Origin of the sequence: Marinobacter daqiaonensis, assembly GCF_900115285.1 — a bacterium.
GTDB lineage: Bacteria > Pseudomonadota > Gammaproteobacteria > Pseudomonadales > Oleiphilaceae > Marinobacter > Marinobacter daqiaonensis.
Genome location: NZ_FOYW01000003.1, coordinates 247,387 through 271,458, shown reverse-complemented (window position 1 = coordinate 271,458; position 24,072 = coordinate 247,387). Strand labels below are relative to the sequence as shown.

Genomic DNA, 24,072 nt, shown 5'->3' with positions numbered 1-24,072 from the left:
TCCCGTGGATAGGCTCAGAGAGCACAGGACCGGAACCCGGTATAGACATCGTTGCGCTGGGGCAGGTAGGCCTGCCGGTAGGTGCCCCGTATCAGCACCGACGAGGTGGCGCAACTGCCGCCCCTGGTGACCTTGTGGTCGCCGAACTGGAGCGTCGACATGAAGGGGTACATGTCCACCTTGAAGCCGTCATAGGGGAGAAACTGCTCGCTGGTCCATTCCCAGGCGGTTCCCACCATTTGCCGGCAGCCAAAGGGACTGTCACCGGCGGACAGATCGGTGACCGCCAGACGGCCCATGCGCCGGGCGTCCAGGTCCGCATTCTCCGGGGAGGGCGGCTGGTTACCCCAGGGGAACCGCCGGAAAGGTCCGTCCGGCCGGTTTCCCAGGGCCGCAACCTCCCACTCCGCCTCCGTGGGCAGACGACGGCCAGCCCAGTTGCACCAGGCTTCCGCCTCCCAGTAGGAGACATGCAGGACCGGTGCCGCCGGGTTCAGGGGGTGCCAGCGATCAAACAGCCGCTGTTGCCACTGACCTTCATGATACCGCCAGTACAGGGGGTGCCGGGGCTCCCGCATGACCGGCGTGGTGGCGCCATGGACCAGGGCCACGTCCGTCTCCGTCTGCAGCCATTTGCGTCCGCCAAAGGACCAGAGTTCCGGACGCCTGTAGCCGCCATCTTCCACGAAGGCCAGGAACTCGCCATTGGAAACGGGCGTCCGGGAAATACGGAAGGCCTCCAGAAAAACCGGATGACGCGGCTTTTCCGCGTCGAAAGCGAAATCGTCACGGGCATAAAGGTCCGACTCTCCAGGCATTCCGATCAGCCATGTGCCTGCGGGAATCTCCGCGTCGCCGAGATCGGTGCCACCGGGCGGATTCGCCTCCGAGGCCTGGACTTCAACACCAGGGGGGGCGGGGTAGCCCACAGTCTGCCGGCACCAGGTCATGGATTCGATGTGCATGTGCTGGTGGTAGATGGCGTACCGGTACAGGTACAGTTCCCGCTCACCCAGCGGCTGTTCGCAGATGCGCTCCGCGACCCGGTCGTAGACGATATTGAAGTAGTCACGGGTCTTGTCGCGGCCGGGAAAAAACTCACGGCTCCAGCGATCGTGGTGGTCGATGTGGAACGAATCCCAGAAGTCGTCCATGGCCGGATTGTGGCTGGGCGTGCCATCCAGCAGATTGAACACGAACACTTCGTAGAAGAAGGCCGCATGCCCCATTTCCCATAGCGGCGGATTGACGCCGGGATGGTAGGGCACCTGAAGCTGCTCGTCTGCCAGCGTATCCACCATTGCAAGGGTGCGATCCCGCGTTTCTTCCAGCAAACTCAGCAACCACGCTTTGTCGTACATGAGCTACCCGTCGTTGGTTGATTGTCCAGTATGTACAGGCAGACTACCACAATGGATCAGCCTTACCGTCATCGCGACTCTGGCGGGAGAAGTGCGGTGGCTGGCTGCTATCCCCATACCCACAGGATGACCGGCACCGAGGTGACAACTACCAGGGCTGACAACGGCAGCCCAAGACGCCAGTAGTCTCCGAATTCGTAGCCTCCCGGTTCCATGACCAGGGCATTGGACTGGTGCCCGATGGGCGTCAGGAAGGCACAGGAGGCCCCCACCGCTACCGCCATCAGCGTGGCGTCAGAGGCGATGCCCATCTTGTCGGAAATGCTGAGTGCAATGGGCGCCACCAGGATTGCCGCAGCCGCGTTGTTGACGATATTGGAGAGAATCATGGTGCCTGCCACGAGGACCGCGAGCAGGAGGCCCGGCGATAGCGATTCCCCTGCAGCGAACAGCTGGCTGGCCAGCAACTCGGCGCCACCCGTCGTCTCCAGGGCCGTGCCAACGGGAATCATGGCTCCCAGCAGGACAATCACGGACCAGTCAATGGCCTTGTAGGCTTCATTCGCATCAAGAACACTGGCAACAACCATCAGTACGGCTGCCGCCACAAGAGCAACCGGCGGCTGCAAGGCGCCAGCCAGAATGCTGACAATCGCCAACAGGAAAATCCCGGCCGCAACCCAGGTGCGGCGTTCGGTCTTGAATCTCAGCCCCCGCTCTGCCAGAGGCAGGGCCCCGATCTCTCGCAGGTCATTACTCAGGGAGTCTTCCTGGCCCTGTACCAGAAGGATGTCCCCCGACCGTAACTTGATCTGGCCCACGCGTTCCTTCAACCGGCGTCCCTGCCGGGCCACCGCAATGACGTTCAGACCGTGTCGCTCCCGAAGGCGCAGACGATTGGCTGTCTCACCGGTGAGGTGGGAATCCGGCGTAATCACCGCCTCCACGATCCGGGCGTCACCCTCTTCCAGTTCGTCTCTTCCCTCATCCGGCTCCCCCAGCTCAAGATCCGCCCGGTCCAGGACAGACTGAAGATTGTCGGTGTCGGTCTGCACCAGCAGCACGTCACCGGCACGAAGCACCTTATGGGTGGAGGGAGACAGTTTTCGGTCGTCGTCGCGAACCAGCGCCAGCACGGCGATATCCGCCTCGTCACGGATATCGACGATCAGGTCATGGAGGGTCTGACCGACATAATCGGACCCTTCCGGGACCCGGAGTTCGGTAACGTAGTCACCCACGCTGAACAGCTTCTTGCCGGTACCACTATCCTCTCGCCTGGGGGTCAGCCGCCACCCCACCAGGCTGATAAAAGCCAGCCCCACCACGGTTATCGTGGCGCCCACCGGCAGGAAGTCCAGCAGGCCGAAGTTGGCATCGCCTTCCCGGTACGAGGCAATGATGATGTTCGGCGGCGTGCCGATGAGCGTCATGGTACCGCCCAGCAGCGAGCCAAAAGCCAGGGGCATCAGCAGAAAGGAGGGAGAGCGCCCGGATTCCCGCGCCATCCATATCGCCACCGGCATCAGCAAAGCCAGCGCGCCCACGTTATTGATGAAGCCCGAGCACAGGGCCACCACACCGGTTATCGTGATCACCTGAAGAGTGGGGTTATCCCCTACCCGTCCCAGTTGCCTGGCAATACTGTCCACAACGCCGGCGTTGACCAGTCCCTGACTGATCACCAGCACCGCCGCTACCGTGATGATGGCCGGGTGCCCGAAGCCGGAGAAAAGATCCTTTGACGGGACCAAGCCGGTGACGGCCACGGCCAGCAGGGCCAGCATGGCCACGATATCAAAACGGATTCGATCCCAGACAAACAGGGCAAGAGTAGCCACCAATACGGTAAAAACAATGGCCTGATCAGTACTCACTAATGGCACCTCCTCTCCTGGAAACCACGATGTAGGCCCGAAGCATCTCAGAAAACGTGGATAACATCACGGGGAGTTAATGAATTTCATTTAATAATAGCCGCTCAAGAATTCCGTCTCATTTCCCTGACGGCGGCTGGACCGAAGCACTGGGCGGAGCCCAGCCCACACACCCCATGACGGAGGAGCGGATTGCCCGCTTCGAGGAAGCGGCGCTGCGCTGACTCAATGCGGAACCGCCAAAGCTTTGCCACCGCGCCTCACTCTCAAGACTCTCAGCGGCTCAGCAGGCCAGCGAACTGACCAAACCGGACGCCAGACACAAAAAGGGCTGGCGGGATCTCTCCCGCCAGCCCTTTCTGTCAGTGGTTCCGGCGGGCCCTGGCCCACCGGAGAGAACACTGAACCCGTCGGCTTAGCCGAACTGGTTCATGGTGTTGTCCTTACCACCGGCCTTCAGGGCCGCGTCACCCGCGAAGAATTCCTTGTGGTCATCGCCGATGTTGGAACCGGCCATGTCCTGGTGCTTCACGGTGGCGATACCCTGACGGATTTCCTTGCGCTGTACGCCCGCGACATAGGCAAGCATTCCTTCGTCACCGAAGTAGCCCTTGGCCAGGTTGTCGGTGGACAGAGCCGCGGTGTGGTACGTCGGCAGGGTGATCAGGTGATGGAAGATACCTGCTTCACGGGCCGCATCGCGCTGGAAGTTGGCGGTCCACTCGTCGGCCAGCTTGCCCAGCTCGGTGTTGTCGTACTCTTCGCTCATCAGCTTGTCGCGGTTGTAAGCGGATACGTCCTTGCCTTCTTCCTTCCAGGCATCGAATACCTGCTGACGGAAGTTCAGGGTCCAGTTGAAGGACGGGCTGTTGTTGTAAACCAGCTTGGCGTCAGGCACCACTTCACGGATGCGGTTAACCATGGAGGCGATCTGGCCAACGTGGGGCTTCTCGGTCTCGATCCACAGCAGGTCGGCACCGTTCTGCAGGCTGGTGATACAGTCCAGCACGACGCGGTCTTCACCGGTACCGGCACGGAACTGGAACAGGCCGGACGGCAGACGCTTCGGCTTCAGCAGACGACCTTCGGACTTGATCACAACATCCCCGTTGTTGATGTCGTCAGCACTTTCAATGTATTCGCCGTCGAGGAAGGCGTTGTACTGGTCACCAAGGTCGCCCGGCTCGTCGGTCACGGCCAGCTTCTGGGTCAGGCCGGCACCCAGGGAGTCAGTACGGGCAACGATCACACCGTCGTCCACACCCAGCTCCAGGAACGCCAGACGAACAGCGTTGATCTTGGACAGGAAGTCGGCGTGGGGAACGGTCACCTTGCCGTCCTGGTGGCCACACTGCTTCTCGTCGGAAACCTGATTCTCGATCTGGATACAGCAGGCACCCGCCTCGATCATCTGCTTGGCCAGCAGGTAGGTCGCTTCGGCGTTACCGAAACCAGCGTCGATGTCGGCGATGATCGGCACAATGTGGGTTTCGTGGTTGTCGATCTTCTCTTCCAGTTCCTTCGCCTTGGCAGTGTCACCGGCCTGCTCGGCTTCTTCCAGGGCACGGAACAGGTGGTTCAGTTCCCATGCATCCGCCTGGCGCAGGAAGGTATACAGCTCGCCGATCAGGCTGGAAACAGCGGTCTTCTCGTGCATGGACTGATCAGGCAGCGGTCCGAACTCGGAGCGCAGGGCAGCAACCATCCAGCCGGACAGGTACAGGTAGCGACGCTTGGTGGAGCCGAAGTGCTTCTTGATGGACAGCATCTTCTGCTGACCGATAAAGCCATGCCAGCAGCCCAGAGACTGGGTGTACTGGGACGTGTCCTTGTCGTAGTTCGCCATGTCTTCGCGCATGATCTTGGCGGTGTACTTGGCGATGTCCAGACCTGTCTTGAACTTGTTCTGGGCGCGCATGCGGGCAGCGTGCTTGGGATTGATCGCGTTCCAGGTCGGGTGCTTCTTGAGCAGTTGTGAGACTGCATCAACGTCTTGTGCGTAAGGCATGGTCTTGGTCCTTGCTATTACGGGTTGGAGGATCTTGCAGTGAACCAGCGCTCCGCTCAAATTTTGAGCAGATCACCGAAGATGGCGGATACTCTAGTGAGTTTTATCGCATAATTGAAATTTATATTATCTATTCCCGGCATTTTTTTAATGAATGACTGAAAAGACCACCAGATCCCCTGATCTATCGGCTTTGCAGGGCATCTGCCGTCACCACGGTCATGACCACCAGGCGGTCGCCAGCTTCCAGTTCCAGGTACTCGTCCCTCGGCGGGTTCAGTTGCAGATGATGGCCCCGTTCGTCAGCGACGGCCCGGCGGACCCCCAGGGCAATCTCGCCCTCCGCCGCGAGGGTTTTTTCCAGTAACTGGAAATCGGCACTGGCGGGCAGTGGATAGTCCGCGGGATCACGAAACAGGATCTCCGCCCCACCGACGGTAAACAGCTCGTCGAGCACCACCCTCAACTCACGGCGCAGGGCAACCTGTGCCAGCACGTGGCTGAGGATCATCGAGCTGATCATCATCTCGCTGCGGTGGCCATACAGCAATTGCCGGTTGTCGGGATCACTCAGCTCCATCATCACCTGCGGTCGCCGCTGCCCTTCGCTCAGCAGGTCTTCCAGCTGCAGGTAGCCCACCATGGCCCGGGCATCCGCCTCCTCGCCCGAAGCCAGGCGGTCGCTGCTGAGCAGAATAATCGAGTCGTAGTCAGCCGGCTGTATCCGGCGAAGCTCCTCTTCCACCATGAAATCCGTTTCCAGGTGGTGGCAGGGGAGAGGCATCTCGGGGCCAACGTACTGTGCAATACTGTGCTCCCGTTCCGCTGTCGGGATCACCGAAACCACCCTCACCTCAAAGCGGCAGCCACGGTAACTGGCCAGCTCGGCGATAAGACTCGGCACGCGCCGGTTCCAGCCCAGTACCAGCACCCTGTGGGCGGCGGCAGTTATCTCCGGGGGCCGGGAGCTGACCTCACCGCGGACGATCAGGGGCAGGGGTGCCCGTTTGGCGTCGGCCTCGGTGGCGGTGTAATCCCGGGCGATCATCACGACCCGATCCCGGGCTTCGATGAGCGTGTCAGATGGCGCCGCCAGGTGCACGGCCCAGCCATTTACCGCAGGTTTCAACACGCCCAGAACGATGGCACTGGGTCTCTGGGACGCCAGATCACCAAGGCTCAAGCCGGCCACGGAGTCACCGCTGCGCACATAGATTTCGTTATCGCCTTCTCCGGCCAGCAGTTCGTTGTAGACTTCCGAGAGCCCCGGATGAAGGATATTCTGGGCCATCAGCCGACTGATGGTGGCATCCCCGGCAACCACTTCGATGTCTCCGGGGTAGGCCCGTTCAATCACCGGCAGTTTGCGGATGTCCTGAAGTTCCGCCACCACGAAGGGCAGTGAGGAACGATAGTGCCGGGCCTGTCCCGCGATGGAAAGCAGTGCCTTGACTGTTTCCATGTCCGACGTCACCAGGCTTCCCGCCTCGTGGACGGCACTGGGGACAATCACCGCGGCGGCATCGAGGCACGCGACCCGATGCAGTGCGTCGGGCTGGATGGGCAGGCCGGAGCGCAGAATGACCTGCCGGGCCCGGCTGCCAATACCCGGCTCGCTGCGAAGCTCGTGCACCTGCTGGGCGCTGGCCTCTTCCGCCAGCACCACCAGGTTCAGCCGGGAGGTATCGTGCTTTTCCAGGAAGCGACGCATACGCCCGGTAGAGCCCAGAAGCTCGGACAGCATGGGCAGGGTCTGGCTGGTCCAGCCCAGTACCACGATGTGGTTTTTAAGGGTAACCGGCGTCAGCCCCCGCTCCAGCTCGTTCATCCTGGCGATCAGCCAGCGGGTAAGAATGGCCACCAGGGTACCCATGAATACTACGTAACCACTGATGGTGAGCAGGGTGGAGACGAAGCGCCGCCAGGCACCGACGTCATCACCCAGGTAACCGGGATCCGTCAGCCGCAGAAACGCCCACCAGATGGCGGTACCCAGGTGATCGAACTCACCTTCCAGGGGCACCACCAGAATTCCGCCAATGATCGAGATGATGGCGATGAAGGCGGCGACCACCAGTAACTGGAAGCCGGCACCCTTTACCAGCTGGCGCTCGACGAGAAATTTGACACGATCAACAATCCGGAATGGCAGCATTTGGGTCCCGATCAGAATCCGATTGAAAAGATGGCATCAGCATAACCCAGATGTTTCCTTCTGCCTGCCTCTCGTCGAGATCCGGTTGGATTTTCGGATACACTCACCCCTGTCACATGATGACTCTCCGGAGCTGACACCATGGCCATGAAACCGATTGCCTCACTTCTGGTGGCGCTGCCGCTCCTGCTTGGTTGCGCGACTCCGCAACAGCCTCGGCAGGAAATACCGGTGACGCTCTACGATGCCGCGGTGTTCAGCGCCGATTCCGGTAAAGGGGTGACGATTTCGCAGCTGGCCCACCAGCTGTCGGAAATGGACGTGATCGTGGTGGGAGAGCATCACGGTCATCAGGCATCGCACCTGTTGCAGGCCCGTCTGCAGGCGGCGCTTTACAGCCGGAACCCGGAGCAGGCACTGGCGCTGGAGCCCTTTGACCTGGACCATCAGAGGGAGGTGGACCAGTACCTGGAAGGCCGGCTGGGGGAGGAGGAACTGATCGAGGATGCCGGCGCCTGGCGCAACTACAGGGCCTCGTACCGGCCCCTGATGGAGTTCGCCCGCTGGCATCAGCTTCCGGTGGTGGCCGCCAACGCCCCCGATGAGGTGGTGCGCTGCGTGGGGCGTAAGGGGCCCGGGTACCTGGATGGACTGCCGTCCTCCGTGAGAAACCGGCTTCCGGCGCAGCCCTTCCGGGAGGCGCCGGGGTACCGCCAGAAATTTCTCGAGGTCATGGGCAGCAACGGCCATGGCAGCCACACGCAGGCAAACCGGCAGCGCCTGGAAAATTCCTACCAGGCCCAGCTGCTGCGGGACAACACCATGGCCGACCGGGTCCTGGTCACCCTGGCGCAAGATCCCGGCCATCAGGTTCTGGTGATCACGGGGACATTCCACAGCGAGGAACGGATGGGACTGGTGGGGGTACTGGAACAACGGCGACCGGACCTGACCATCGCTGTCATCAGTCCGGTCATTCTTGAACAACCGGGAGCCACGCCACTGCCGGCAGAACACGCCGAAAAAGGTGACTACCTGTACTTCGTACAGCCCCTGCCGGAAGAATACCGGGACGAGCAACGCGGAAAGGCCGCCCTGATGGAACAGTTCAGCCAGGCCCGAAAGCTGGATTGTCAGTAGCAGTCAGCAGGCGCCAACCGCCTACTGCGTCTGAACCATCTCATCGGTGACCTGGTAGCTGCCGGCCAGCCAACGCACCACCTCCCGGGCGACCGGGTGCTGGTCTTCGAATGGCCGGTAACGCTCCCTCAGCCGGCTCACCCGCTCGTCGCCGAGCCGGTGCAGTCCGGAATCCTGCAGCAACAGCAGGTCCTCCAGCAGCATCTCCGCCAGCTCATTTCCGGCGATCTCCCGGGCCGCCAGCCGGAACGCCTCGGCATAACAGTAGTCCTCCCCCTCAAGGTAGCTGCGGGCCAGGGTCAGGGCCGGAATGGCGGTCAGCGTGGGCTGGAGGGCCGGGTTGATGGCGTGGCCGCGAATGAGCCCGGCATTGACCGACGGTCGCCCGGTGAACCCCCGCAGGTGCAGGTGCCGCGACATACGGTCGCCGTCGTTTACCGGATAGTTGTCCCAGAGCAATGGCTTGCGCCCCAGTTGCCGGGCAACCCGGCGCAGGTGTCCCGGGGACACCTGCCGTGCGCAAACCTCCTCGCCGGTCCAGAATACATCCACCGTGGGATCCAGCGCCGCCCCCAGATCTTCCAGGTAACCTGATGGCCGTTGTCCGAAGATCCGGTCCAGCACCGGATCATCCGAGTAGTAGGACGGACATACCGCCAGCTGTCGGAAACCGGTTCTCTGGCGTATCCAGTCAATGATTTCAACCTGCCGCAGGGCGAGCTCGGGAGTGTCGGCCTTCATATCGTCGAACAGGATCGCCAGGCGGGTCACGCCCACCGACTCGAAAAACGCCAGCTTGTCGGCCAGCGCACGGCGAGCGGTGTCATCGAAATGATTGAACACCTCCCAGGGGCTCAGCCCGATCCCGAAGCCGATGCCCTGATCATCACACCACCGGCCAAAACCCTCGATTTCCGCGGCCACTTCCGGCGGATGGGGCTCCTGCCAGGCACGACGCAGGAAGCTGTCAGCCTTGGGGGCATACCAGTAGAAGTCGTAGCCATGGGGCCGCAACAAGCTCATCAGGGCACGACGGTCGCCCCATCCCCACATGGGCCCGTAGAACCCCTCGATTATTCCCAGCTCCGGTATCATATGGGCAGTCCGACCTTTGTTGATGATGGCCCCCGGGACCGGAGGCGAGAATGGGTCGTCGGGTAGCGTTTCCTGACAACCGGCGACAGGCGCGAGTTCCGGACGTTAATGCGGCAACAGCTTTTCCACCCCCTGCCGTAGGGTCGCCCGGGACAGCTCACCGGTATGACTGTACACCAGCAACCCATCAGCGTTGTAGAAGAGGGTGGTCGGCAGAACGTGGGTGCCGGTAACCGCGCCCAGACGGTTATTGCGGTCCAGCAGGATATTGTCCAGGGCCAGGCCCTGGGAGTCGAGAAAGCCTCGGATAGTGGGTGGCTCCTCCCCCACGTTCACGAAGACAAAGTCGATGCCCTCCTGGCCGGCCTGGGCCTCCGCCAGCACGGGCATTTCACGACGACAGGGCGGACACCAGGTGGCCCAGAGATTCACGACCATGGGCCGGTCCGTTCCCCCCCTGAACATCACGAAGGTTGATGGCACTCTCATCCATCGAAGCAAGGGTCAGGTCGGGCACCGGCCTGCTATCACTGTCCATCAACAGAATCAGACCGCCGAGCACCCCCCAGACCATTACGGCCGACAACACCGCGGCGGAGAGCGGGCGACGCAGGGATGCGCTTCGCCAGCTGGACCAGCACAACCATAGCAGGCCAGAAATTACCCCGGCTGTGACATCAAAGCCGCCATCCCGAATATCCAGCACCGAAAGTACGCCTCCGTAGCTCTCGTGATAGCGAAGCACGAAAACCACCCTGGCACCGGCGAACGCCACCAGAATCAGGGTGAACAGCGCATCACTGACCACCACCCCATATCGCCGGCCCAGAAACGCCCCCACCAGAAGCGCAACGCCAAGAGCGAACAACATCAACACCTGGGACACGGTAAAACCCAGTGGGCCGAGGGATACCGTCTGGGAAAGGATAGACATGTGGAGTGCGCCTCATAAGGTTGCTGGCTGGTGAACCGGCCCGGTTAACAAGATCTGGCCACTTCCGTTATGCTTGGTGCGGCGCGGCCCGAAAATAAGATCGCCGGGGAAGCCGGAGTTCTTTCTGGCGCACCACCCTGACGCTGCCGATTGCCCGATGCCCAATTCTAACAGACCGGATCTGACCTCCCGTGAATGAAGTCGCAAGCTCTTTCCTGGACAGTAATGAAGTTGCCCTCCAGCTGGCGATCGCTCTGCTACTCGGCGCCCTGATCGGCCTTCAGCGGGGCTGGGAAGCCCGCGAGAAAAAACCCGGCGAGCGTATAGCGGGCATCCGCACTCATGCTCTCACCGGCCTGCTCGGGGCCGTGTCGGCACAGCTGACGGAGGCGCTGACCGTGTGGGCGTTTCCGGCCATGTTCCTCGGGGTTATCGGCGTCAACCTGGTGTCCTACCGGATCCAGACCGCCGACACCCGCGACTACAGTATCACCGGTATTGTCGGCATTCTGCTCACCTTCTGCTTCGGCGCCATGGTGGTGGCCGTGGACATGGCGATGGCGGCGGCCGCGGCGGTGGTGACCGCCCTGATCCTGGACAATAAACAGGAGATCCATGGCGCCCTCCATAAACTGGAGGAACGGGAGCTGGACGCCGGGCTGAAACTGCTGCTGATTACCGTGGTGCTGCTGCCGCTGCTGCCCAATCAGGGCATGGGCCCCGGCGACGTACTGAATCCCTACGAGATCTGGTGGATGGTTGTGCTGATCGCCTCGGTCTCTTTCGTGGGTTACTTCGCCATCCGGGTGGGCGGACCGGAAAAGGGCATCCTCTTCACCAGCCTGTTTGCCGGCCTCAGTTCGTCCACCGCCCTCACCCTGCACTATGCCCGTGAGTCCAGGCAGAATGGCGCGCTGAGCCCCATGTTCGCAGCAGGCATCCTGATAGCCTGCGGCACCATGTTCCCCCGCATCCTCATCTACGGTGCCATCATCAATACCGCCCTCGTGCCCGCCCTGCTCTGGCCGGTCCTGAGCATGGCGGCTGTTCTCTACCTGGGCGCGGGAATCATCTGGCATCGCAACCGGCGCGATCTGAGAGTCGACCAGCCCACACTGAACCAGAACCCCCTGGACCTCAAGTCCGCACTGATCTTCGGCGCCCTGCTGACTGTCATACTGATGCTGGGAGAATGGCTTCGCCAGTGGCTGGGGGACCTGGGGATTTACGTTCTGGCCGCCACCTCCGGCATTACCGATGTTGACGCCATCACCCTCTCACTGACCCGCATGTCCCAGGAGTCCATTGCCGCCAGTACCGCAGTCGTGGGGATCGTTATCGCGGCCTCGGTCAATAACCTTGTGAAATCGACCATGGCCGCAAGCATCGGCACCCGGCGACTGGGCCTCTCCGTCGGGGTACCCATGGCGATTTCACTGGTGGCCGGGCTGGCGGTGGCTCTGGCCCAGCAGCTTGTGGTCGGCTGAACGAGTAGAGACCGGAAACAATCCGTAGAGGGACGACACAGGTAAAAGGTGACAAAACCCGATCATTTTCTATACTGTTCATTCAGGTGACATTGACACCCGTGCGCTCTTGACGCATCCACAACAACAACATGCTGGAGCCAGCCCGATGCCTTTATTCCGCCCCGCGTGGGAAGGGACCCATTGATATGGATTACTACGATCTTATCATTGTGGGCGCAGGGCCGGCCGGATCGACCCTCGCCTGGGCCCTTCAGAACACCGGCAAGCGCATTCTGCTCATCGACAAGGCCCGGTTCCCGCGGGACAAGAGCTGTGCGGGCTGGATCACCCCGGCGGTACTCGACGCCCTGCAAATCGATCCCGACGACTATGCCAGGAATCATGTTCTGGAGCCCATACGCGGCTTCCGGATCGGTATGATTGGCAACAATGCCGTGGAAAACGATCACGGTGAGAACGTCAGCTACGGCATCCGCCGCAACGAGTTTGATCGTTATCTCCTCGACCGTGCCGGTACCGACCAGGCCTTGGGCACCGAAATCACCGACATCGGCCACGGCAATGGCAACTGGATCATCAACGACCGGTGGGAAACGCCGCTGCTGATCGGCGCCGGAGGCCACTTCTGCCCCGTGGCCCGGTATCTCGGGGCGGGGCCTGGCAGCCACGAAACCACCGTGGCGGCCAAGGAAATGGAGTTCGAGATGACCCCGGAGCAGGCCGGTGACTGTCAGGCACGGGGAGATCGTCCCGAGCTCTGGTTCTGCCGGGACCTGAAGGGTTACGCCTGGATATTCCGCAAGCAAAATTACCTGAGTGTGGGCCTGGGGCGGGAAGATCCCACCAGGCTGTCGCGACACCTGGAAAAGTTTGTCGCCAATATGCAGTCCCAGGGGCGCATCCCCGCGAACCTTCCTGGCCGCTTCAAGGACCACGCCTACCTGCTCTACGACCACGCCGAGCGCCCCCTGGTGGACGACGGCATCATGCTGATCGGCGATGCCGCTGGCCTGGCCTTCAACCAGAGCGGGGAGGGGATACGCCCTGCGGTGGAATCGGCGCTGATCGCCGCCAATGTGATTCGCTCGGAGCCTGATCTCTCTGCCCGCAGCCTGCAACCCTACGGGGAAGCCATTGCCCAACGCTTTGGCACCCGCTCCATGAGCGCCGACCCGGCCCTGCAGGTGCCCGACTGGGTCAAGATGCCCCTGGCTGCCAGCCTGATGAAGTCCCATTGGTTTACCCGCCGGATCGTGGCGGAGCGTTGGTTCCTGCACCGCCAGGTCCCGCCCCTGGAATTGCCCGCGCCTTCCCGGGTTGGCCGGGAAACCGCCTACTGGCGCCCCGCCTGAACGAAAAAACCGGGACTCGAAGATCCCGGTAAAGCGTCGTCAACTCAAGTCGAAGTCTTCAACTCAGGCACAACGGCCTACCCCGTGAGGTTGGCCTGGAGCATTACATGGAGAACTTGTGTTCGAAGCCAACACCGAAGTTGGTGTCTTCCAGCGCGGCGTCGTCAGCTTCAACGTTGGCGTAATAGGTGAATATCTTGCTCTTGTCACCCACCTTGTAGTCCGCTCCCAACGCCATCAGGGTCAGATCATCGTCGGACTGATCCAGGTCGGTCAGACCGTACTGGGCCTTGAGCTTCCAGCGGGACAGTTTGACCGCGCCGCTGAGGACATAGGAGCTGTCCTCATAAGAAACGCCCGCCACGTCGTCCGAGGTCTCGGACATCTGGTAAAGGGCACCAATCTCGAAGTTCTGGATACGGGCTCCACCTGTCAGGCGAACTGCATCGGCGGTGTAATCAGCGCTGGAAACGCCGGCGAAGTCCGCGTCGTACACGGTGGTGGGCACTTCCGAGTCATAGGCAAGGGCACCATAGAAGGTACCACTGTCGAATACCAGTGAAGAGGAGAAAGCATCCGCCGCACCGTCGCGTACCTCACCGGCGCGGGTGCTGCCCTCGCCTGGAATCATTGCCAGGTTGAGGGTCACGGCATTGACCAGCTTGGGCGTGCTGTACTGGATAATATTGCTCAGGCGCTCCTCGCCGTCAACGATGGCGCCGATGTCCGCCGCCAGGTCACCGAACTGGTCCACGTCCATCTGGGCTTTCTTGAGCGGGGTATCGAACTTCCCAGCGATCAGCGTGCCCAGGTTGGCGTGCCTGAAGCCGCCGTAGATGTTGCGCTGGGAAAAGACATTGTTGTCACCACGGTTACCGTCGTCAACATCCATCTGGAACTCAGCCTGATAGATGGCCTGAACGTTCTGTATATCCAGGTCGAGGGTGCCCTTGACGCCGATACGGGAAGCGTTGCTCCGCAGTTCCCACTGATCATCGGTGCCGTCGTCGACGTTCTCATAGGTGATATTGACCTTGCCGTAGACGGTTGGCCCCTTGTCAGCCAGCACCAGGGAAGGCGCAGCAACCAGAGAACCGATAGCCAGTGCGAGCAGTTGTTTTTTCATTCGTTTTCTCTCCAGACGTGATCATTTTTGATCGGTGGTTAATTCCGTGGCCACCACTATGGAGAGCTTTTATGAACAGACCGTTAATGAACGGTTTCAATTAAATGAAAATGTCTCATTCTGGGACACAAAGAGTTTGGCAAAGGGCAACCGATAAAAAAGGCGGCCCGGGGGCCGCCAACGAAGGGATCCTGGGGAGAGCTTAAAGACCGAGGTAGCTGCGGTACATCCAGACGGTCTTTTCCTGCTGGGAGATGTAGTCACTCATCAGTGAAACGGTGCCCTCGTCATCCGCTTCTCCCGCCAGAGCCAGCAGGTCACGCTGTTTGGAAATCAGTTTGGCGAAGCTTTCAACGATGTTGTTCACCGCCTCCTTGCCATCGGACACATCCTTGCGCTCCGGCACGTCGGACTTCTCGATGTAGGTGCTGTAGGCGTGTGCCGGACGATGGCCCAGGGTCAGCACGCGCTCGGCGATCTCATCAATCTTGAGCAGCAGGTCGTCGTAAAGCTCCTCGAACTTGGCGTGCAGCTCGAAAAAATTATCGCCCTTGATGTTCCAGTGGTAGCCGCGCACATTCATGTAGAAAATCTGGTAGTTGGACAGCAGCTCATTGAGGGCGCTGGCCAGCTTCTCGGTTTTGGCGGTGTCGAGGCCGATAAAGTTCGTGGTCATAAGACTTGCTCCTTAAATCCTCAGATTGATCTGAAAACTGCACTAACTATAACCGTATCCAATATGGGGATGAAACGAACTTATCCAATGCCCTCCATAGGGCCACTCAATGTGGCGCCGGAGCTCGTTATCAACACCGAATCTCAGCTCCGTTGATAATTCGGAGCTATCAGCAACCAAGAAACAATTAACTTAACAGTGGTTCTCATTCGCCTCTAATCTGAGTCTGTAGTAATCACTGATAGGGAGTTGGCAAATGAGTGCGCTAAAGGTGTTTGTTCATAACCACAGTGGCGGGGTGGACGACTCGCTGATGAAGACCCTCACCTTCGCCATAACTCATTTCATCGTGGCGTTTACGGTGGCCTATCTGCTGACCGGTGATATCCTCATCGGAAGCCTGATTGCCATGGTGGAGCCCGCTATTAACACTGTCGCCTATTTCTTCCATGAAAAACTGTGGGCCAGGAAAAACCGGCGTCAACGGGAGACAACAGCCCCGCACAGCCACCGCGGCGTCACCGTAGCCTGACACGAGGGCGTCCGGCTGCAACAGCCGGACGCCCCACCCAGCCGGGCGGCGGGTGGCATCAGCCACCCGGACCACAGTCGAGACAGTTCTCCACCACTTCGGGACCGAGGCTCAGTTTGTGGTTCAGGTCCCGCAGTGCGGTCCGCAGCCCTTCCTCGATGACCGGATGGTAATAGGGCATGTCAAGCATGTCAGTCACGGTCATCCGGCTCTGGGCGGCCCAGGCCAGCAGGTGGCCAATATGCTCCGCCGCGGGTCCGAACATCTCCGCGCCCATGAACAACCCTGATCCGTGCTCGCCATATACCCTAAGCAGACCCCGGTTCTTGCCAATCACCCGGCTTCTGCCCTGCCCCTGAAAAGAGACGAAACCTACGGCAAACCGGCCCCGACAGTCTTCGTCCACCTGCTGAATGGTCTTGCCCACGGTGGCAATCTGGGGGTCGGTAAACACCACCGCCAGCGGAGTCCGGCGCAGGCCCACCCTGACCTTCGGGTAGAAGGCCGCATTTTCACCGGCAATCCTGCCCTCATCAGCCGCCTCATGCAGCAACGGCAGGTCGGCTGTTGCGTCACCCGCGATGAACACGTGACTGTCGCCGCATCGCAGAGTGTAGTGTTCGTAGTAGGGCATTCCGCGGTCATCCAGTTCCAGATTGGCGTTCTGGATGTCCAGTCCGTCAACGTTCGGACGGCGCCCCGTGGCAGCAAGCAGGTAATCGAAGGTTTCCGTCACTTCTCCCCGTTCGCCGTCCACGAAGGTGATGGCGACTCCGTCACCTGTGCGCTCGACCTTCTTGGTATCGGCATCCGGATCCAGAGGAAATTCCTGGTTGAACGCCTCCAGGGCGCATTCGCGAATTTCCTCATCCTGGATCGGTCCCACACCACCGCCGACGCCGAACATGCGGACTCGGACACCAAGACGGCTGAGGGCCTGCCCCAGCTCCAGCCCGATCACCCCCGGACCGAACACGGCCACCGACGAAGGCAGATCCTCCCATTCGAAGATATCGTCATTGACCACCAGACGATCCTCTGCCGACTTCAGGAAATCCGGCACATTGGGACGGGAGCCGGTGGCGATCACCACCCGCTCCGCTTCGATCTCATGGCTGTCGTCCACCTGCAGCACATGGGGCGACAGGAAGCGGGCGTAGCCACGGATCTTGTGCTCTTCCGGGAAGTCATCAACGGCGTCCAGCACGAAATCGACGAACCGGTCGCGTTCCTGCCTTACCCGTTCCATGACGGCCCTGCCATCCACCTTCACATTGCCGGGACGAATCCCGAACAGGCCGGCGCGCCTGGCGTCATGAGCCGCCTCCGAGGCGGCAATCAGCAGCTTGCTTGGCATGCAGCCCACCCGCGCGCAGGTGGTGCCGTATGGCCCGCCTTCAATCATGACCACGCTGTCGGTGTGCTTTCGGGCGACGCGATAGGCGCTCATACCGGCAGTGCCGGCACCCAGGATGGCGACCTCTACTTGACGTTTCTCCACAAATCTTCCTCCTGTCGGACTGGAATAGGAGCATTTCGTGCCGGAACGTTTACCGAACTCCCCTAACCTTAGCCGCAATTGTGGCGCTCGTCATGACATGTTCCCTGCTCTGGCGAACCGGTCCCGGAATCACTATCCTGCCCTCTTCAGCCACCTCAACACAGGAATCCTCCATGACCAGTTACTGGGCCGAGTTTGCGCTGGTGGCCGTCGTCCACCTGCTTGCCGTGGCCAGCCCGGGGCCGGACTTCGCCATCATGCTTCGCCAGGCCCTGTGCCAGACTCGGCGTAATGCCCTGCTCACTGCGCTTGGCATCGGCCTTGGCATACTGGTTCATGTCAGCTATTCGCTGCTCGGCATCGGCCTGCTGATTCAGCAGTCACTCACGTTGTTTACGATCCTCAAGGTCATCGGTGCACTCTATCTGACCTGGATCGGCATCCTGTGCCTCAGATCGAAGCCGGGCGGGGTTCATGTCGAGATGGGGGAAAAGCGTGTCCAGGGCGGGATAGCAGCCTTTAGGCTCGGCTTTCTGACCAATACCCTGAATCCGAAGGCGACCCTGTTTTTCGTGTCTCTCTTTTCCGTGGTGATCAGCCCCGGAACGCCAGTCTGGATTCAGGCCGGCTACGGCCTGTACATGGCGATAGCCACCGGATTGTGGTTCGCGGGGGTGGCGGTGTTCTTTACATTGCCCCGGATACGCCAGCTGTTCAACCGCTTTGGCTACTGGCTGGACCGGCTCATGGGCGGGGTGTTGCTGCTTCTGGCGGGGCAACTGCTGTTCTCCGATCTGACCGGGAACAGCGGCCCGCCACAGTGAAAGATTTCGCCGCAACCTATGCCAGGGACCGCAACAGGGCTTCGGTGTCCTCCCAGCCCAGGCAGGGGTCGGTAATGGACTGACCATAGACAAGCTCTTCGCCGTCGTCCTGACGCCCCTGCGCCAGGAAGCTCTCGATCATCAGCCCCTTGATGCTGTGGTTGCCCGCCCGGCGCTGGCGGATCACTTCCCGGGCAATATCCGGCTGGCGCTCCGGCTGCTTGCAGGCATTGTCATGGCTGCAGTCCACCATGACCGAGGTGTTCACGCCCGCCGTCGACAGGGCGTCAACCGCCGCCTGAACACTGTCGGCATCGTAATTGGTGATGCCCCGGCCACCCCGGAGAACCAGATGGGTGTGGGGGTTGCCGGCCGTGGTGATCATGGCGGGCTGGCCATCCTGGGTGAAGCCGATGCGATGGTGGCTGTGGGCGGCAGATTTCATGGCGTTGACGGCGACCGCGAAGGACCCGTCGGTGCCATTCTTGAAACCGGTGGGCATGGGTAGACCGCTGACCAGTTCCCGGTGAATCTGGGACTCCGTGGTGCGGGCGCCGATGGCGGTCCAGCTGATGAGGTCGTCCAGGTAATCCATGGCCATGGGGCTCAGGGCCTCGGTGGCCAGTGGCAGTCCCAGGTGAGCGAGGTTGACCAGCAACCGTCGGGAGCGGATCAGCCCCTCCGCCAGGTTGCCGTCGCCGGTGCGCTCCGGATCGTACAGCAGACCTTTCCAGCCCACTGTGGTGCGGGGCTTTTCCAGGTAGGCCCGCATCACGATCAGCATCCGGTCGCTGACTTCGTCCGCCAGGGCGGCGAGCTTTTCGCCATACTCCAGGGCGGCCACTTCATCATGGATCGAGCAGGGACCCACCACCACCAGAAGACGCTCATCCTGGCCGTCGAGGATCCGGCGGATGGCCTGGCGGTGGGTGTCGATCTGCTGGCCCAGGTAGTCCGGCCTGGGGATGTCGCGGCGTAGTGCCGAAGGTGTCGCCAGGAGCATCGCGGACGACGCTGGCGCCAAAGGGTCCTGCTTGTTGTTATCCACGGTCTGGGCCTCGTTTGTGGTCCGGACATCCAGCGGCATGTTCATTGTTGAGTCCTTCTCGTTTGTTTGCCTGGCTGAGACGAAAAAGCCCCGGCTGGGAGGCTACCAGTCGGGGCTTTTCGGGGTCCGGTGGCAGCCTGGGTTCGGTGCCGGGCTGCCTTTTCCTGATTCTGTGTTGCGTGTGTTACAGGCGGCCTCGGCTCTGGCTAAAATAAAAGCCATAACCAAAAAACCACCAGAAAAACACCGCTGCACCCGCCGCCGCGTTTGCGGAGCGTGTCAAAACATTCAATTGACAGGGTGCGTTAGTCGTATTCATGCTTTTCAATATACTCTCCGGCTTTCCCGGTTTGCAACCGGTAACACCCAGGTTTTTCATGATGAGGGAGACTTCCATGCGCTTTGCACGTTTTCGTGCCCTGTTTCTGATCCTCGCTGTGCTGCCAGTACTGGCCCTTGCCGCTTCGGAAACCCGCACCTATACCCTGCACAACCGGCCAGCCCAGGAAGTGGCCCACCAGCTGCGGGACCTGTACCCGGCGGATGAACTGGCACTGACCGCCCGCGGCAGCCAGCTGGTGATCAGGGCGGAGCCCAGGCTGCTGGACGAAGTGGGCGATCTGATCAACACCATGGACGTGGCGCCGGTGCAGTTACGTATTACCGTGCGCAGCGGAGCCCAGGCCATGGGTAAACGTCAGGGCGGTGGCGTCAGTGGCCATGGCGATGTCGTCCGGATCCAGGGTGAGAGCCGCACGGTAACCACCCAGCGCGATCGCCAACAGCACATTGTGGTGCAGGACGGTCAGTCAGCCCACATCAGTTCCGGCCAGGTCCGCCCCCTGCCAGTGGCTATTCGCGGCGGCAGCCATCCCGCCGCCATTTTCGAGCAGGTGGACATACGCAGCGGCTTCATCGTGACTCCCCAGCACATTTCCGACCAGCAGATCGAGCTGAGCATCACCGCCTTCGACAATACCCCCGACGCCGGCATGCCGGGCTATGAGACCGAGGCGGTGGTCACTCAGCGCAGGGTCGCGCCGGGCGAATGGGTGGAGGTGGGCGGTTCCGAAAGCAGCCAGCAGGGGCAGCAGTCCGGTATCACCTACCGGGTGGGGGACAGCCGGCAGGGCAACCAGCAATTCGAAGTGAAAGTGGAAGTACTTTAATCCGCGCATCCCGGAAGAGGCACTGACATGTACGATTTTCTGAGGGCGCTGCCCAAGGCCGAATTGCACCTGCACATCGAAGGCTCCATGGAACCGGAGCTCATGTTCAAACTGGCCGAGCGGAACGGCGTGGGGTTGCGCTATGACTCAGTGGAGGATGTGCGCGAGGCCTATGATTTCGCCGACCTGCAATCCTTCCTCGACCTCTACTATCAGGGCATGGCGGTTCTGCAGACCGCAGACGATTTCCACGACCTGGCAATGGACTACTTCCAGCGGGCCGCCAGCGAGGGCGTGGTCCATGTCGACCTTTCGTTCGACCCGCAGGCCCATCTGAGCCGGGGAGTTGGCATGCGGGCCCAGATGGAGGGACTGCTGGCGGCCATGGAGGAGGCGCGGCAGGAACTGGATCTTTCGACGGCCATGATCATGAGCTTTCTGAGGGACCAGCCCGCGGCAAGCGCCCTGGACGTATTCGAACTGGCCGGTCCCTGGCATCGGCACCTGAGCGCCGTAGGCCTGGACAGTGCGGAGGCCGGCTTTCCGCCCGCCCCCTTCGCCGAAGTGTTCCGCCGCGCCCGGGCAGCGGGCATTCCTGGTGTGGCCCATGCCGGCGAGGAAGGGCCGCCGGACTACATCCGCGATGCCCTGGACCTTCTTGGGGTGATTCGCATTGATCACGGTGTGCGCTGCCTGGAGGACCCCGCACTGGTGCAGCGCCTTCGGGATGACCAGATTCCGCTGACAGTGTGTCCCTTATCCAACGTTCGCCTGAAGGTGGTCGACGAGCTTGCCAGGCACCCGCTGCCGGCATTGCTGGAGGCAGGGCTCAAGCTTACCCTGAATTCGGACGACCCCGCCTATTTCGGCGGTGGCGTGCTGACCAACTTTCTCGCCTGCCAGCAGGCCTTCGGCTGGGACGAGGAGACGTTCCGGCAACTGGCCCGCAACGCCCTGGAAGAGGCCTTCATGACCGAAGATCGTCGCCGCGCCCTGTTGGCTCTGCTGGATGGCGCCACCGGACCTGGCAGCGCCTGACGGTTACCGCTCCCAGACTTCGATCTGGTTCCGGCGATCGACGCTATACCCCCGATTACCGGGTAAAGCATCGGCCAGACGGTAGGTTTCCAGGAATGCCCTTACCGCCTGCTGCTCTGTTTGAGAGACTGAGGCCAGGACCTGATCCGCCCGCCTGAGGATGTAAACCAGATAGGGCTCCACCCCGGATTGCATCGGCATCCCCCGGAACTGGGTGTCCACCAGTCCGACATATCGCTGGTGGGGCTTGTCGGAAACCGGCTGGCCATCCTCTGGCCGATGAGTCTCGATCAGATCGTCCAGGAACACGAACTTGTCGGTCAGCTCCGGGAAGATTTCATCAGCGATCTGTTCCAGCAGGGGCACCAGGGTCTCCGGAATCTCGTCGCCCGGCAGGAACTCGCTGCCGTAACCCTGGAATTCAGGCGTATCCAGCCCCGGCGCGGTCATTCGCTCGACCCAGCGATACACCCGTGGTGCCCTCACCTTCATAATGTCGCAGGGCACAGGGTCACGCCCGAGGTGAGCGAACAGAGGACCGATCAGCCCATAGTCGCCGACCGATGGCCGCCCCCCGAACAGATACGGATGTTTTCTGAAATGGACGTTCAGGGTATCCAGCAACTGGAAGTAGGACGCCTCGATTTCCGCAACGGTGTGTTCGGTGACCCCCAGCCGCGGCAGGTAGGAGTTCATTCGCGACATGATCCTGTCTGCCAGCTCTTCGCCGGCACCGGCGGCGAAGGCATCCCGCAGGAACTCTTCCTGCTGGGTGCGGTAGGTCCAGCGATAGTGCATGGCATGCTTGAGCATCGACTGGCTGCCGTAGTACTGGATAATGATGGCCAGCACACGCTGAAGCGCACTATCGGGATAAGCGGAATATGGTACGCCCCGGGCCTCGAAATGATCGATGATGTCTAGACTGTCCTGAATGACGTCTCCCTCGGGGGTCTCCAGCACCGGAATGATACTGCGCCGGGTGACCGGCAGAATCCGTTCCTGGAAATCCGGATGAGCAGTGGGCAGCTCCTCATAGGGTATGCCCTGCGTCCTCAGGTAGCAGCGTGCCACGCCGGTATAGAGCGAATGAGGCACACCATAGAGCCGTTGAATGGATTCCGCTTCTGCCATCGATTTTTCTCCCTGTTGTCGTGCCACGAAAACTGGCAATGTTTTACAGTTCAGGCGCAGCAAACCTGCCCCGAAAGCGTCATAATAACCATTTAAGCGTTCTTTCGTCTTTGACCGAGTCTGTCAGACCACCGATGCAGTCCAGCCAACCACCATCGCCGACCCCGGTTTCCAACCCGTTGGGAAAGCCACAGGGCATGTCCCTTGCTGAGCTGACACGGTTTCTCGATGTCATACCGGATGCCGTGGTTGTGGTTACCCGGGAGAAACGGGTTGTCTCGGCCAACGCCCGGGCGTGCGAGGTATTTCAGTATCCTCCGGAAGGGCTTATCAACCTGAGCCTTGAAACGCTGCTGCCGGACGACGTTCGCGAGCGTCACAATCACCATGTCGAGGATTATTTCAGCAGCCCGACAATGCGACCGATGGGAAGCGGGCTGAGCCTCAATGGCCGCAGACGGGATGGCTCCCTGTTTCCGGTGGATATCATGCTCAACCGGGTGGAGATGGGCGGTATGCCGGTGGCCGTTGCCATCATACGGGATATCTCCCAGCAGAAGGCCCGCGAGCAGAAGCTGCGGCAGGAATCCGTGACCGACGAACTCACCACACTGCTCAACCGGAAGCAGTTCAATCTCGACCTTTCCCATCAGCTGGGGACGCTCCGCCGCACCGGCATCGGCTGCGCCCTGGTCACATACGACTTCGATCACTTCAAATCCATCAATGATAACCACGGCCATCCGACGGGGGATATCGTGCTGCGGGAGGCCAGTCGGCGGATTCTTGAGCAGCTGCGCTCGGGGGACCGGGCCTATCGCGTTGGGGGCGAGGAGTTTGCATTGATCCTCCCCGGCACGGACCTCGACGATGCCGCCGGCATCGCCGAACGCGTCAGACACACTATCGCCACAGAGGCTTTCTACAGCGGCGACACCCTGATACACGCGACCGTGTCGGTAGGCATTGCGCAACTGTGGCCTGGCGACGACTCCATCGGGGAAATCATCAGACGGGCCGACCGTGCCCTCTACCGGGCAAAAAACCGGGGCCGCAACCAGATCTGCTCCGAGACAGACATGGACATCGCCTGAACCGGCTCATCCGCGGCTTCCCCGCTTTCCCAACAGCACGGTCTTGGCCTCATTCACCTTGGCGGCGAGGTAATCGTTGCCACCGCGGTCCGGATGTAACTTCTGCATCAGCCGGCGATGGGCGGCCACAATTTCGTCCCGGCTGCATCCTGGCTTCACGTTCAGCACCTCACAGGCCTCGCGCTCGCTCATCTGCCCTGAAGACGCCGTTGACGACCGGTTTTCCCGCCCCTGTTCCGGGCCGGTGTCTTCTTTTCCGAAGAGGCGACGAATATGGGGCATGAACTGGAGCAGAGATGGCAACCTGCGCAGCAACGGGACCAGGGCGGCAACGGCGGCGACCAGCACGTGTACCCGCCCGGTGAGCACCATGAGCAACAGCAATACCCCGGCCACTGCGAGCGCCAGCTTCCAGGTGGCTGCCTTTTTCTGGGTGGGGTCGAGCGCACCCCAGCGCTTGAGGACAATGAACAGGAGGGCCGCCAGGCCCAGCCCGAGAATCCAGTGCATGGACAATG

General features: G+C 61.2%; 21 protein-coding genes. 8 read left to right on the top strand and 13 right to left on the bottom strand.

The annotated features are described in order from the left end of the window. Positions 1-14: 14 nt before the first annotated feature. The 4 genes from senA to BM346_RS16325 all read right to left on the bottom strand — a co-directional run bounded on the left by senA (position 15) and on the right by BM346_RS16325 (position 7,401). On the bottom strand, positions 15-1,361 hold the full coding sequence (gene senA, locus BM346_RS16340; protein WP_092015699.1) for a selenoneine synthase SenA: 1,347 nt from the start codon (positions 1,359-1,361) through the stop codon (positions 15-17). A 107-nt stretch (positions 1,362-1,468) separates the two neighbouring features. After that, the gene (locus BM346_RS16335) at positions 1,469-3,238 is read right to left on the bottom strand and encodes an SLC13 family permease (RefSeq protein WP_092015695.1); all 1,770 of its coding nucleotides are present in this window, start codon (positions 3,236-3,238) and stop codon (positions 1,469-1,471) included. Between the two features lie 415 nt (positions 3,239-3,653). Then, on the bottom strand, positions 3,654-5,246 hold the full coding sequence (locus BM346_RS16330; protein ID WP_092015692.1) for an isocitrate lyase: 1,593 nt from the start codon (positions 5,244-5,246) through the stop codon (positions 3,654-3,656). 184 nt (positions 5,247-5,430) lie between these two features. Next, the gene (locus BM346_RS16325; RefSeq protein WP_092015689.1) at positions 5,431-7,401 is read right to left on the bottom strand and encodes a CASTOR/POLLUX-related putative ion channel; all 1,971 of its coding nucleotides are present in this window, start codon (positions 7,399-7,401) and stop codon (positions 5,431-5,433) included. Positions 7,402-7,542: 141 nt separating this feature from the next. Here BM346_RS16325 and BM346_RS16320 point away from each other — a divergent pair, with 141 nt between their 5' ends. Next, complete coding sequence (locus BM346_RS16320; protein ID WP_227662782.1) at positions 7,543-8,541, top strand: ChaN family lipoprotein; 999 nt, start codon at positions 7,543-7,545, stop codon at positions 8,539-8,541. Between the two features lie 21 nt (positions 8,542-8,562). Here BM346_RS16320 and BM346_RS16315 read toward each other — a convergent pair whose 3' ends face one another. The 3 genes from BM346_RS16315 to BM346_RS18145 all read right to left on the bottom strand — a co-directional run bounded on the left by BM346_RS16315 (position 8,563) and on the right by BM346_RS18145 (position 10,570). Beyond that, positions 8,563-9,636 carry a beta-N-acetylglucosaminidase domain-containing protein gene (locus BM346_RS16315; protein ID WP_092015686.1) on the bottom strand — a complete coding sequence of 358 codons (1,074 nt, stop codon included), beginning with the start codon at positions 9,634-9,636 and terminating at the stop codon, positions 8,563-8,565. A 105-nt stretch (positions 9,637-9,741) separates the two neighbouring features. After that, positions 9,742-10,074, bottom strand: coding sequence for a TlpA family protein disulfide reductase (locus tag BM346_RS18150; protein ID WP_206675655.1), 333 nt, complete (start codon positions 10,072-10,074; stop codon positions 9,742-9,744). After that, positions 10,028-10,570 carry a prolipoprotein diacylglyceryl transferase gene (locus tag BM346_RS18145; protein ID WP_206675656.1) on the bottom strand — a complete coding sequence of 181 codons (543 nt, stop codon included), beginning with the start codon at positions 10,568-10,570 and terminating at the stop codon, positions 10,028-10,030. Before BM346_RS18145 ends, BM346_RS18150 begins: the two co-directional genes overlap by 47 nt. 191 nt (positions 10,571-10,761) lie before the next feature. Here BM346_RS18145 and BM346_RS16305 point away from each other — a divergent pair, with 191 nt between their 5' ends. Then, positions 10,762-12,057: an MgtC/SapB family protein gene (locus BM346_RS16305; protein WP_092015682.1), complete on the top strand. Its 1,296-nt coding sequence runs from the start codon at positions 10,762-10,764 to the stop codon at positions 12,055-12,057. Positions 12,058-12,245: 188 nt separating this feature from the next. Further along, on the top strand, positions 12,246-13,412 hold the full coding sequence (locus tag BM346_RS16300) for an NAD(P)/FAD-dependent oxidoreductase (RefSeq protein ID WP_092015679.1): 1,167 nt from the start codon (positions 12,246-12,248) through the stop codon (positions 13,410-13,412). 103 nt (positions 13,413-13,515) lie between these two features. Here the strand turns inward: BM346_RS16300 and BM346_RS16295 are convergent, their stop codons facing one another. Continuing rightward, a complete protein-coding gene (locus BM346_RS16295) occupies positions 13,516-14,538 on the bottom strand; it encodes a porin (RefSeq protein WP_092015676.1) in 1,023 nt (340 codons plus the stop codon). Positions 14,539-14,740: 202 nt separating this feature from the next. Further along, entirely contained in the window at positions 14,741-15,214 is a 474-nt protein-coding gene (locus BM346_RS16290) for a Dps family protein (RefSeq protein ID WP_092015673.1), read from the bottom strand. Between the two features lie 256 nt (positions 15,215-15,470). On the opposite strand from BM346_RS16290, the gene BM346_RS16285 reads away from it, so the two are divergent. Continuing rightward, on the top strand, positions 15,471-15,746 hold the full coding sequence (locus BM346_RS16285) for a DUF2061 domain-containing protein (RefSeq protein WP_174805133.1): 276 nt from the start codon (positions 15,471-15,473) through the stop codon (positions 15,744-15,746). A gap of 58 nt (positions 15,747-15,804) precedes the next feature. On the opposite strand, the gene BM346_RS16280 is transcribed toward BM346_RS16285, so the two are convergent. Next, positions 15,805-17,247: a dihydrolipoyl dehydrogenase gene (locus BM346_RS16280; protein ID WP_092015671.1), complete on the bottom strand. Its 1,443-nt coding sequence runs from the start codon at positions 17,245-17,247 to the stop codon at positions 15,805-15,807. A 173-nt stretch (positions 17,248-17,420) separates the two neighbouring features. On the opposite strand from BM346_RS16280, the gene BM346_RS16275 reads away from it, so the two are divergent. Beyond that, entirely contained in the window at positions 17,421-18,071 is a 651-nt protein-coding gene (locus tag BM346_RS16275) for a LysE family translocator (protein ID WP_092015669.1), read from the top strand. 16 nt (positions 18,072-18,087) lie between these two features. On the opposite strand, the gene BM346_RS16270 is transcribed toward BM346_RS16275, so the two are convergent. Continuing rightward, positions 18,088-19,164: a 3-deoxy-7-phosphoheptulonate synthase gene (locus BM346_RS16270; RefSeq protein WP_092015667.1), complete on the bottom strand. Its 1,077-nt coding sequence runs from the start codon at positions 19,162-19,164 to the stop codon at positions 18,088-18,090. 350 nt (positions 19,165-19,514) lie between these two features. Between BM346_RS16270 and BM346_RS16265 the strand changes: the two genes are divergently transcribed. Then, on the top strand, positions 19,515-20,288 hold the full coding sequence (locus BM346_RS16265; protein WP_227662784.1) for a hypothetical protein: 774 nt from the start codon (positions 19,515-19,517) through the stop codon (positions 20,286-20,288). 27 nt (positions 20,289-20,315) lie between these two features. Continuing rightward, positions 20,316-21,326 carry an adenosine deaminase gene (locus BM346_RS16260; protein WP_092015664.1) on the top strand — a complete coding sequence of 337 codons (1,011 nt, stop codon included), beginning with the start codon at positions 20,316-20,318 and terminating at the stop codon, positions 21,324-21,326. A 3-nt stretch (positions 21,327-21,329) separates the two neighbouring features. Here the strand turns inward: BM346_RS16260 and BM346_RS16255 are convergent, their stop codons facing one another. Continuing rightward, positions 21,330-22,460: a glutathione S-transferase family protein gene (locus BM346_RS16255; RefSeq protein WP_092015662.1), complete on the bottom strand. Its 1,131-nt coding sequence runs from the start codon at positions 22,458-22,460 to the stop codon at positions 21,330-21,332. Between the two features lie 197 nt (positions 22,461-22,657). On the opposite strand from BM346_RS16255, the gene BM346_RS16250 reads away from it, so the two are divergent. After that, positions 22,658-23,554, top strand: a complete 897-nt coding sequence (locus tag BM346_RS16250; protein WP_167812581.1) for a sensor domain-containing diguanylate cyclase — start codon at positions 22,658-22,660, stop codon at positions 23,552-23,554. A 6-nt stretch (positions 23,555-23,560) separates the two neighbouring features. On the opposite strand, the gene BM346_RS16245 is transcribed toward BM346_RS16250, so the two are convergent. Beyond that, a complete protein-coding gene (locus BM346_RS16245) occupies positions 23,561-24,064 on the bottom strand; it encodes a DnaJ domain-containing protein (RefSeq protein WP_092015656.1) in 504 nt (167 codons plus the stop codon). Between the last annotated feature and the right edge of the window lie 8 nt (positions 24,065-24,072).

Excerpts from the sequence above, each read along its gene's own strand:
- BM346_RS16270 (WP_092015667.1), bottom strand. The coding sequence starts at position 19,164 with ATGAACATGCCGCTGGATGTCCGGACCACAAACGAGGCCCAGACCGTG.
- BM346_RS16320 (WP_227662782.1), top strand. The coding sequence starts at position 7,543 with ATGGCCATGAAACCGATTGCCTCACTTCTGGTGGCGCTGCCGCTCCTG.
- BM346_RS16315 (WP_092015686.1), bottom strand. The coding sequence starts at position 9,636 with ATGATACCGGAGCTGGGAATAATCGAGGGGTTCTACGGGCCCATGTGG.
- BM346_RS16245 (WP_092015656.1), bottom strand. The coding sequence starts at position 24,064 with ATGCACTGGATTCTCGGGCTGGGCCTGGCGGCCCTCCTGTTCATTGTC.
- BM346_RS16260 (WP_092015664.1), top strand. The coding sequence starts at position 20,316 with ATGTACGATTTTCTGAGGGCGCTGCCCAAGGCCGAATTGCACCTGCAC.
- senA (WP_092015699.1), bottom strand. The coding sequence starts at position 1,361 with ATGTACGACAAAGCGTGGTTGCTGAGTTTGCTGGAAGAAACGCGGGAT.
- BM346_RS18150 (WP_206675655.1), bottom strand. The coding sequence starts at position 10,074 with ATGGTCGTGAATCTCTGGGCCACCTGGTGTCCGCCCTGTCGTCGTGAA.
- BM346_RS18145 (WP_206675656.1), bottom strand. The coding sequence starts at position 10,570 with ATGTCTATCCTTTCCCAGACGGTATCCCTCGGCCCACTGGGTTTTACC.
- BM346_RS16250 (WP_167812581.1), top strand. The coding sequence starts at position 22,658 with ATGTCCCTTGCTGAGCTGACACGGTTTCTCGATGTCATACCGGATGCC.
- BM346_RS16265 (WP_227662784.1), top strand. The coding sequence starts at position 19,515 with ATGCGCTTTGCACGTTTTCGTGCCCTGTTTCTGATCCTCGCTGTGCTG.
- BM346_RS16330 (WP_092015692.1), bottom strand. The coding sequence starts at position 5,246 with ATGCCTTACGCACAAGACGTTGATGCAGTCTCACAACTGCTCAAGAAG.
- BM346_RS16255 (WP_092015662.1), bottom strand. The coding sequence starts at position 22,460 with ATGGCAGAAGCGGAATCCATTCAACGGCTCTATGGTGTGCCTCATTCG.
- BM346_RS16300 (WP_092015679.1), top strand. The coding sequence starts at position 12,246 with ATGGATTACTACGATCTTATCATTGTGGGCGCAGGGCCGGCCGGATCG.
- BM346_RS16285 (WP_174805133.1), top strand. The coding sequence starts at position 15,471 with ATGAGTGCGCTAAAGGTGTTTGTTCATAACCACAGTGGCGGGGTGGAC.
- BM346_RS16325 (WP_092015689.1), bottom strand. The coding sequence starts at position 7,401 with ATGCTGCCATTCCGGATTGTTGATCGTGTCAAATTTCTCGTCGAGCGC.
- BM346_RS16275 (WP_092015669.1), top strand. The coding sequence starts at position 17,421 with ATGACCAGTTACTGGGCCGAGTTTGCGCTGGTGGCCGTCGTCCACCTG.
- BM346_RS16295 (WP_092015676.1), bottom strand. The coding sequence starts at position 14,538 with ATGAAAAAACAACTGCTCGCACTGGCTATCGGTTCTCTGGTTGCTGCG.
- BM346_RS16290 (WP_092015673.1), bottom strand. The coding sequence starts at position 15,214 with ATGACCACGAACTTTATCGGCCTCGACACCGCCAAAACCGAGAAGCTG.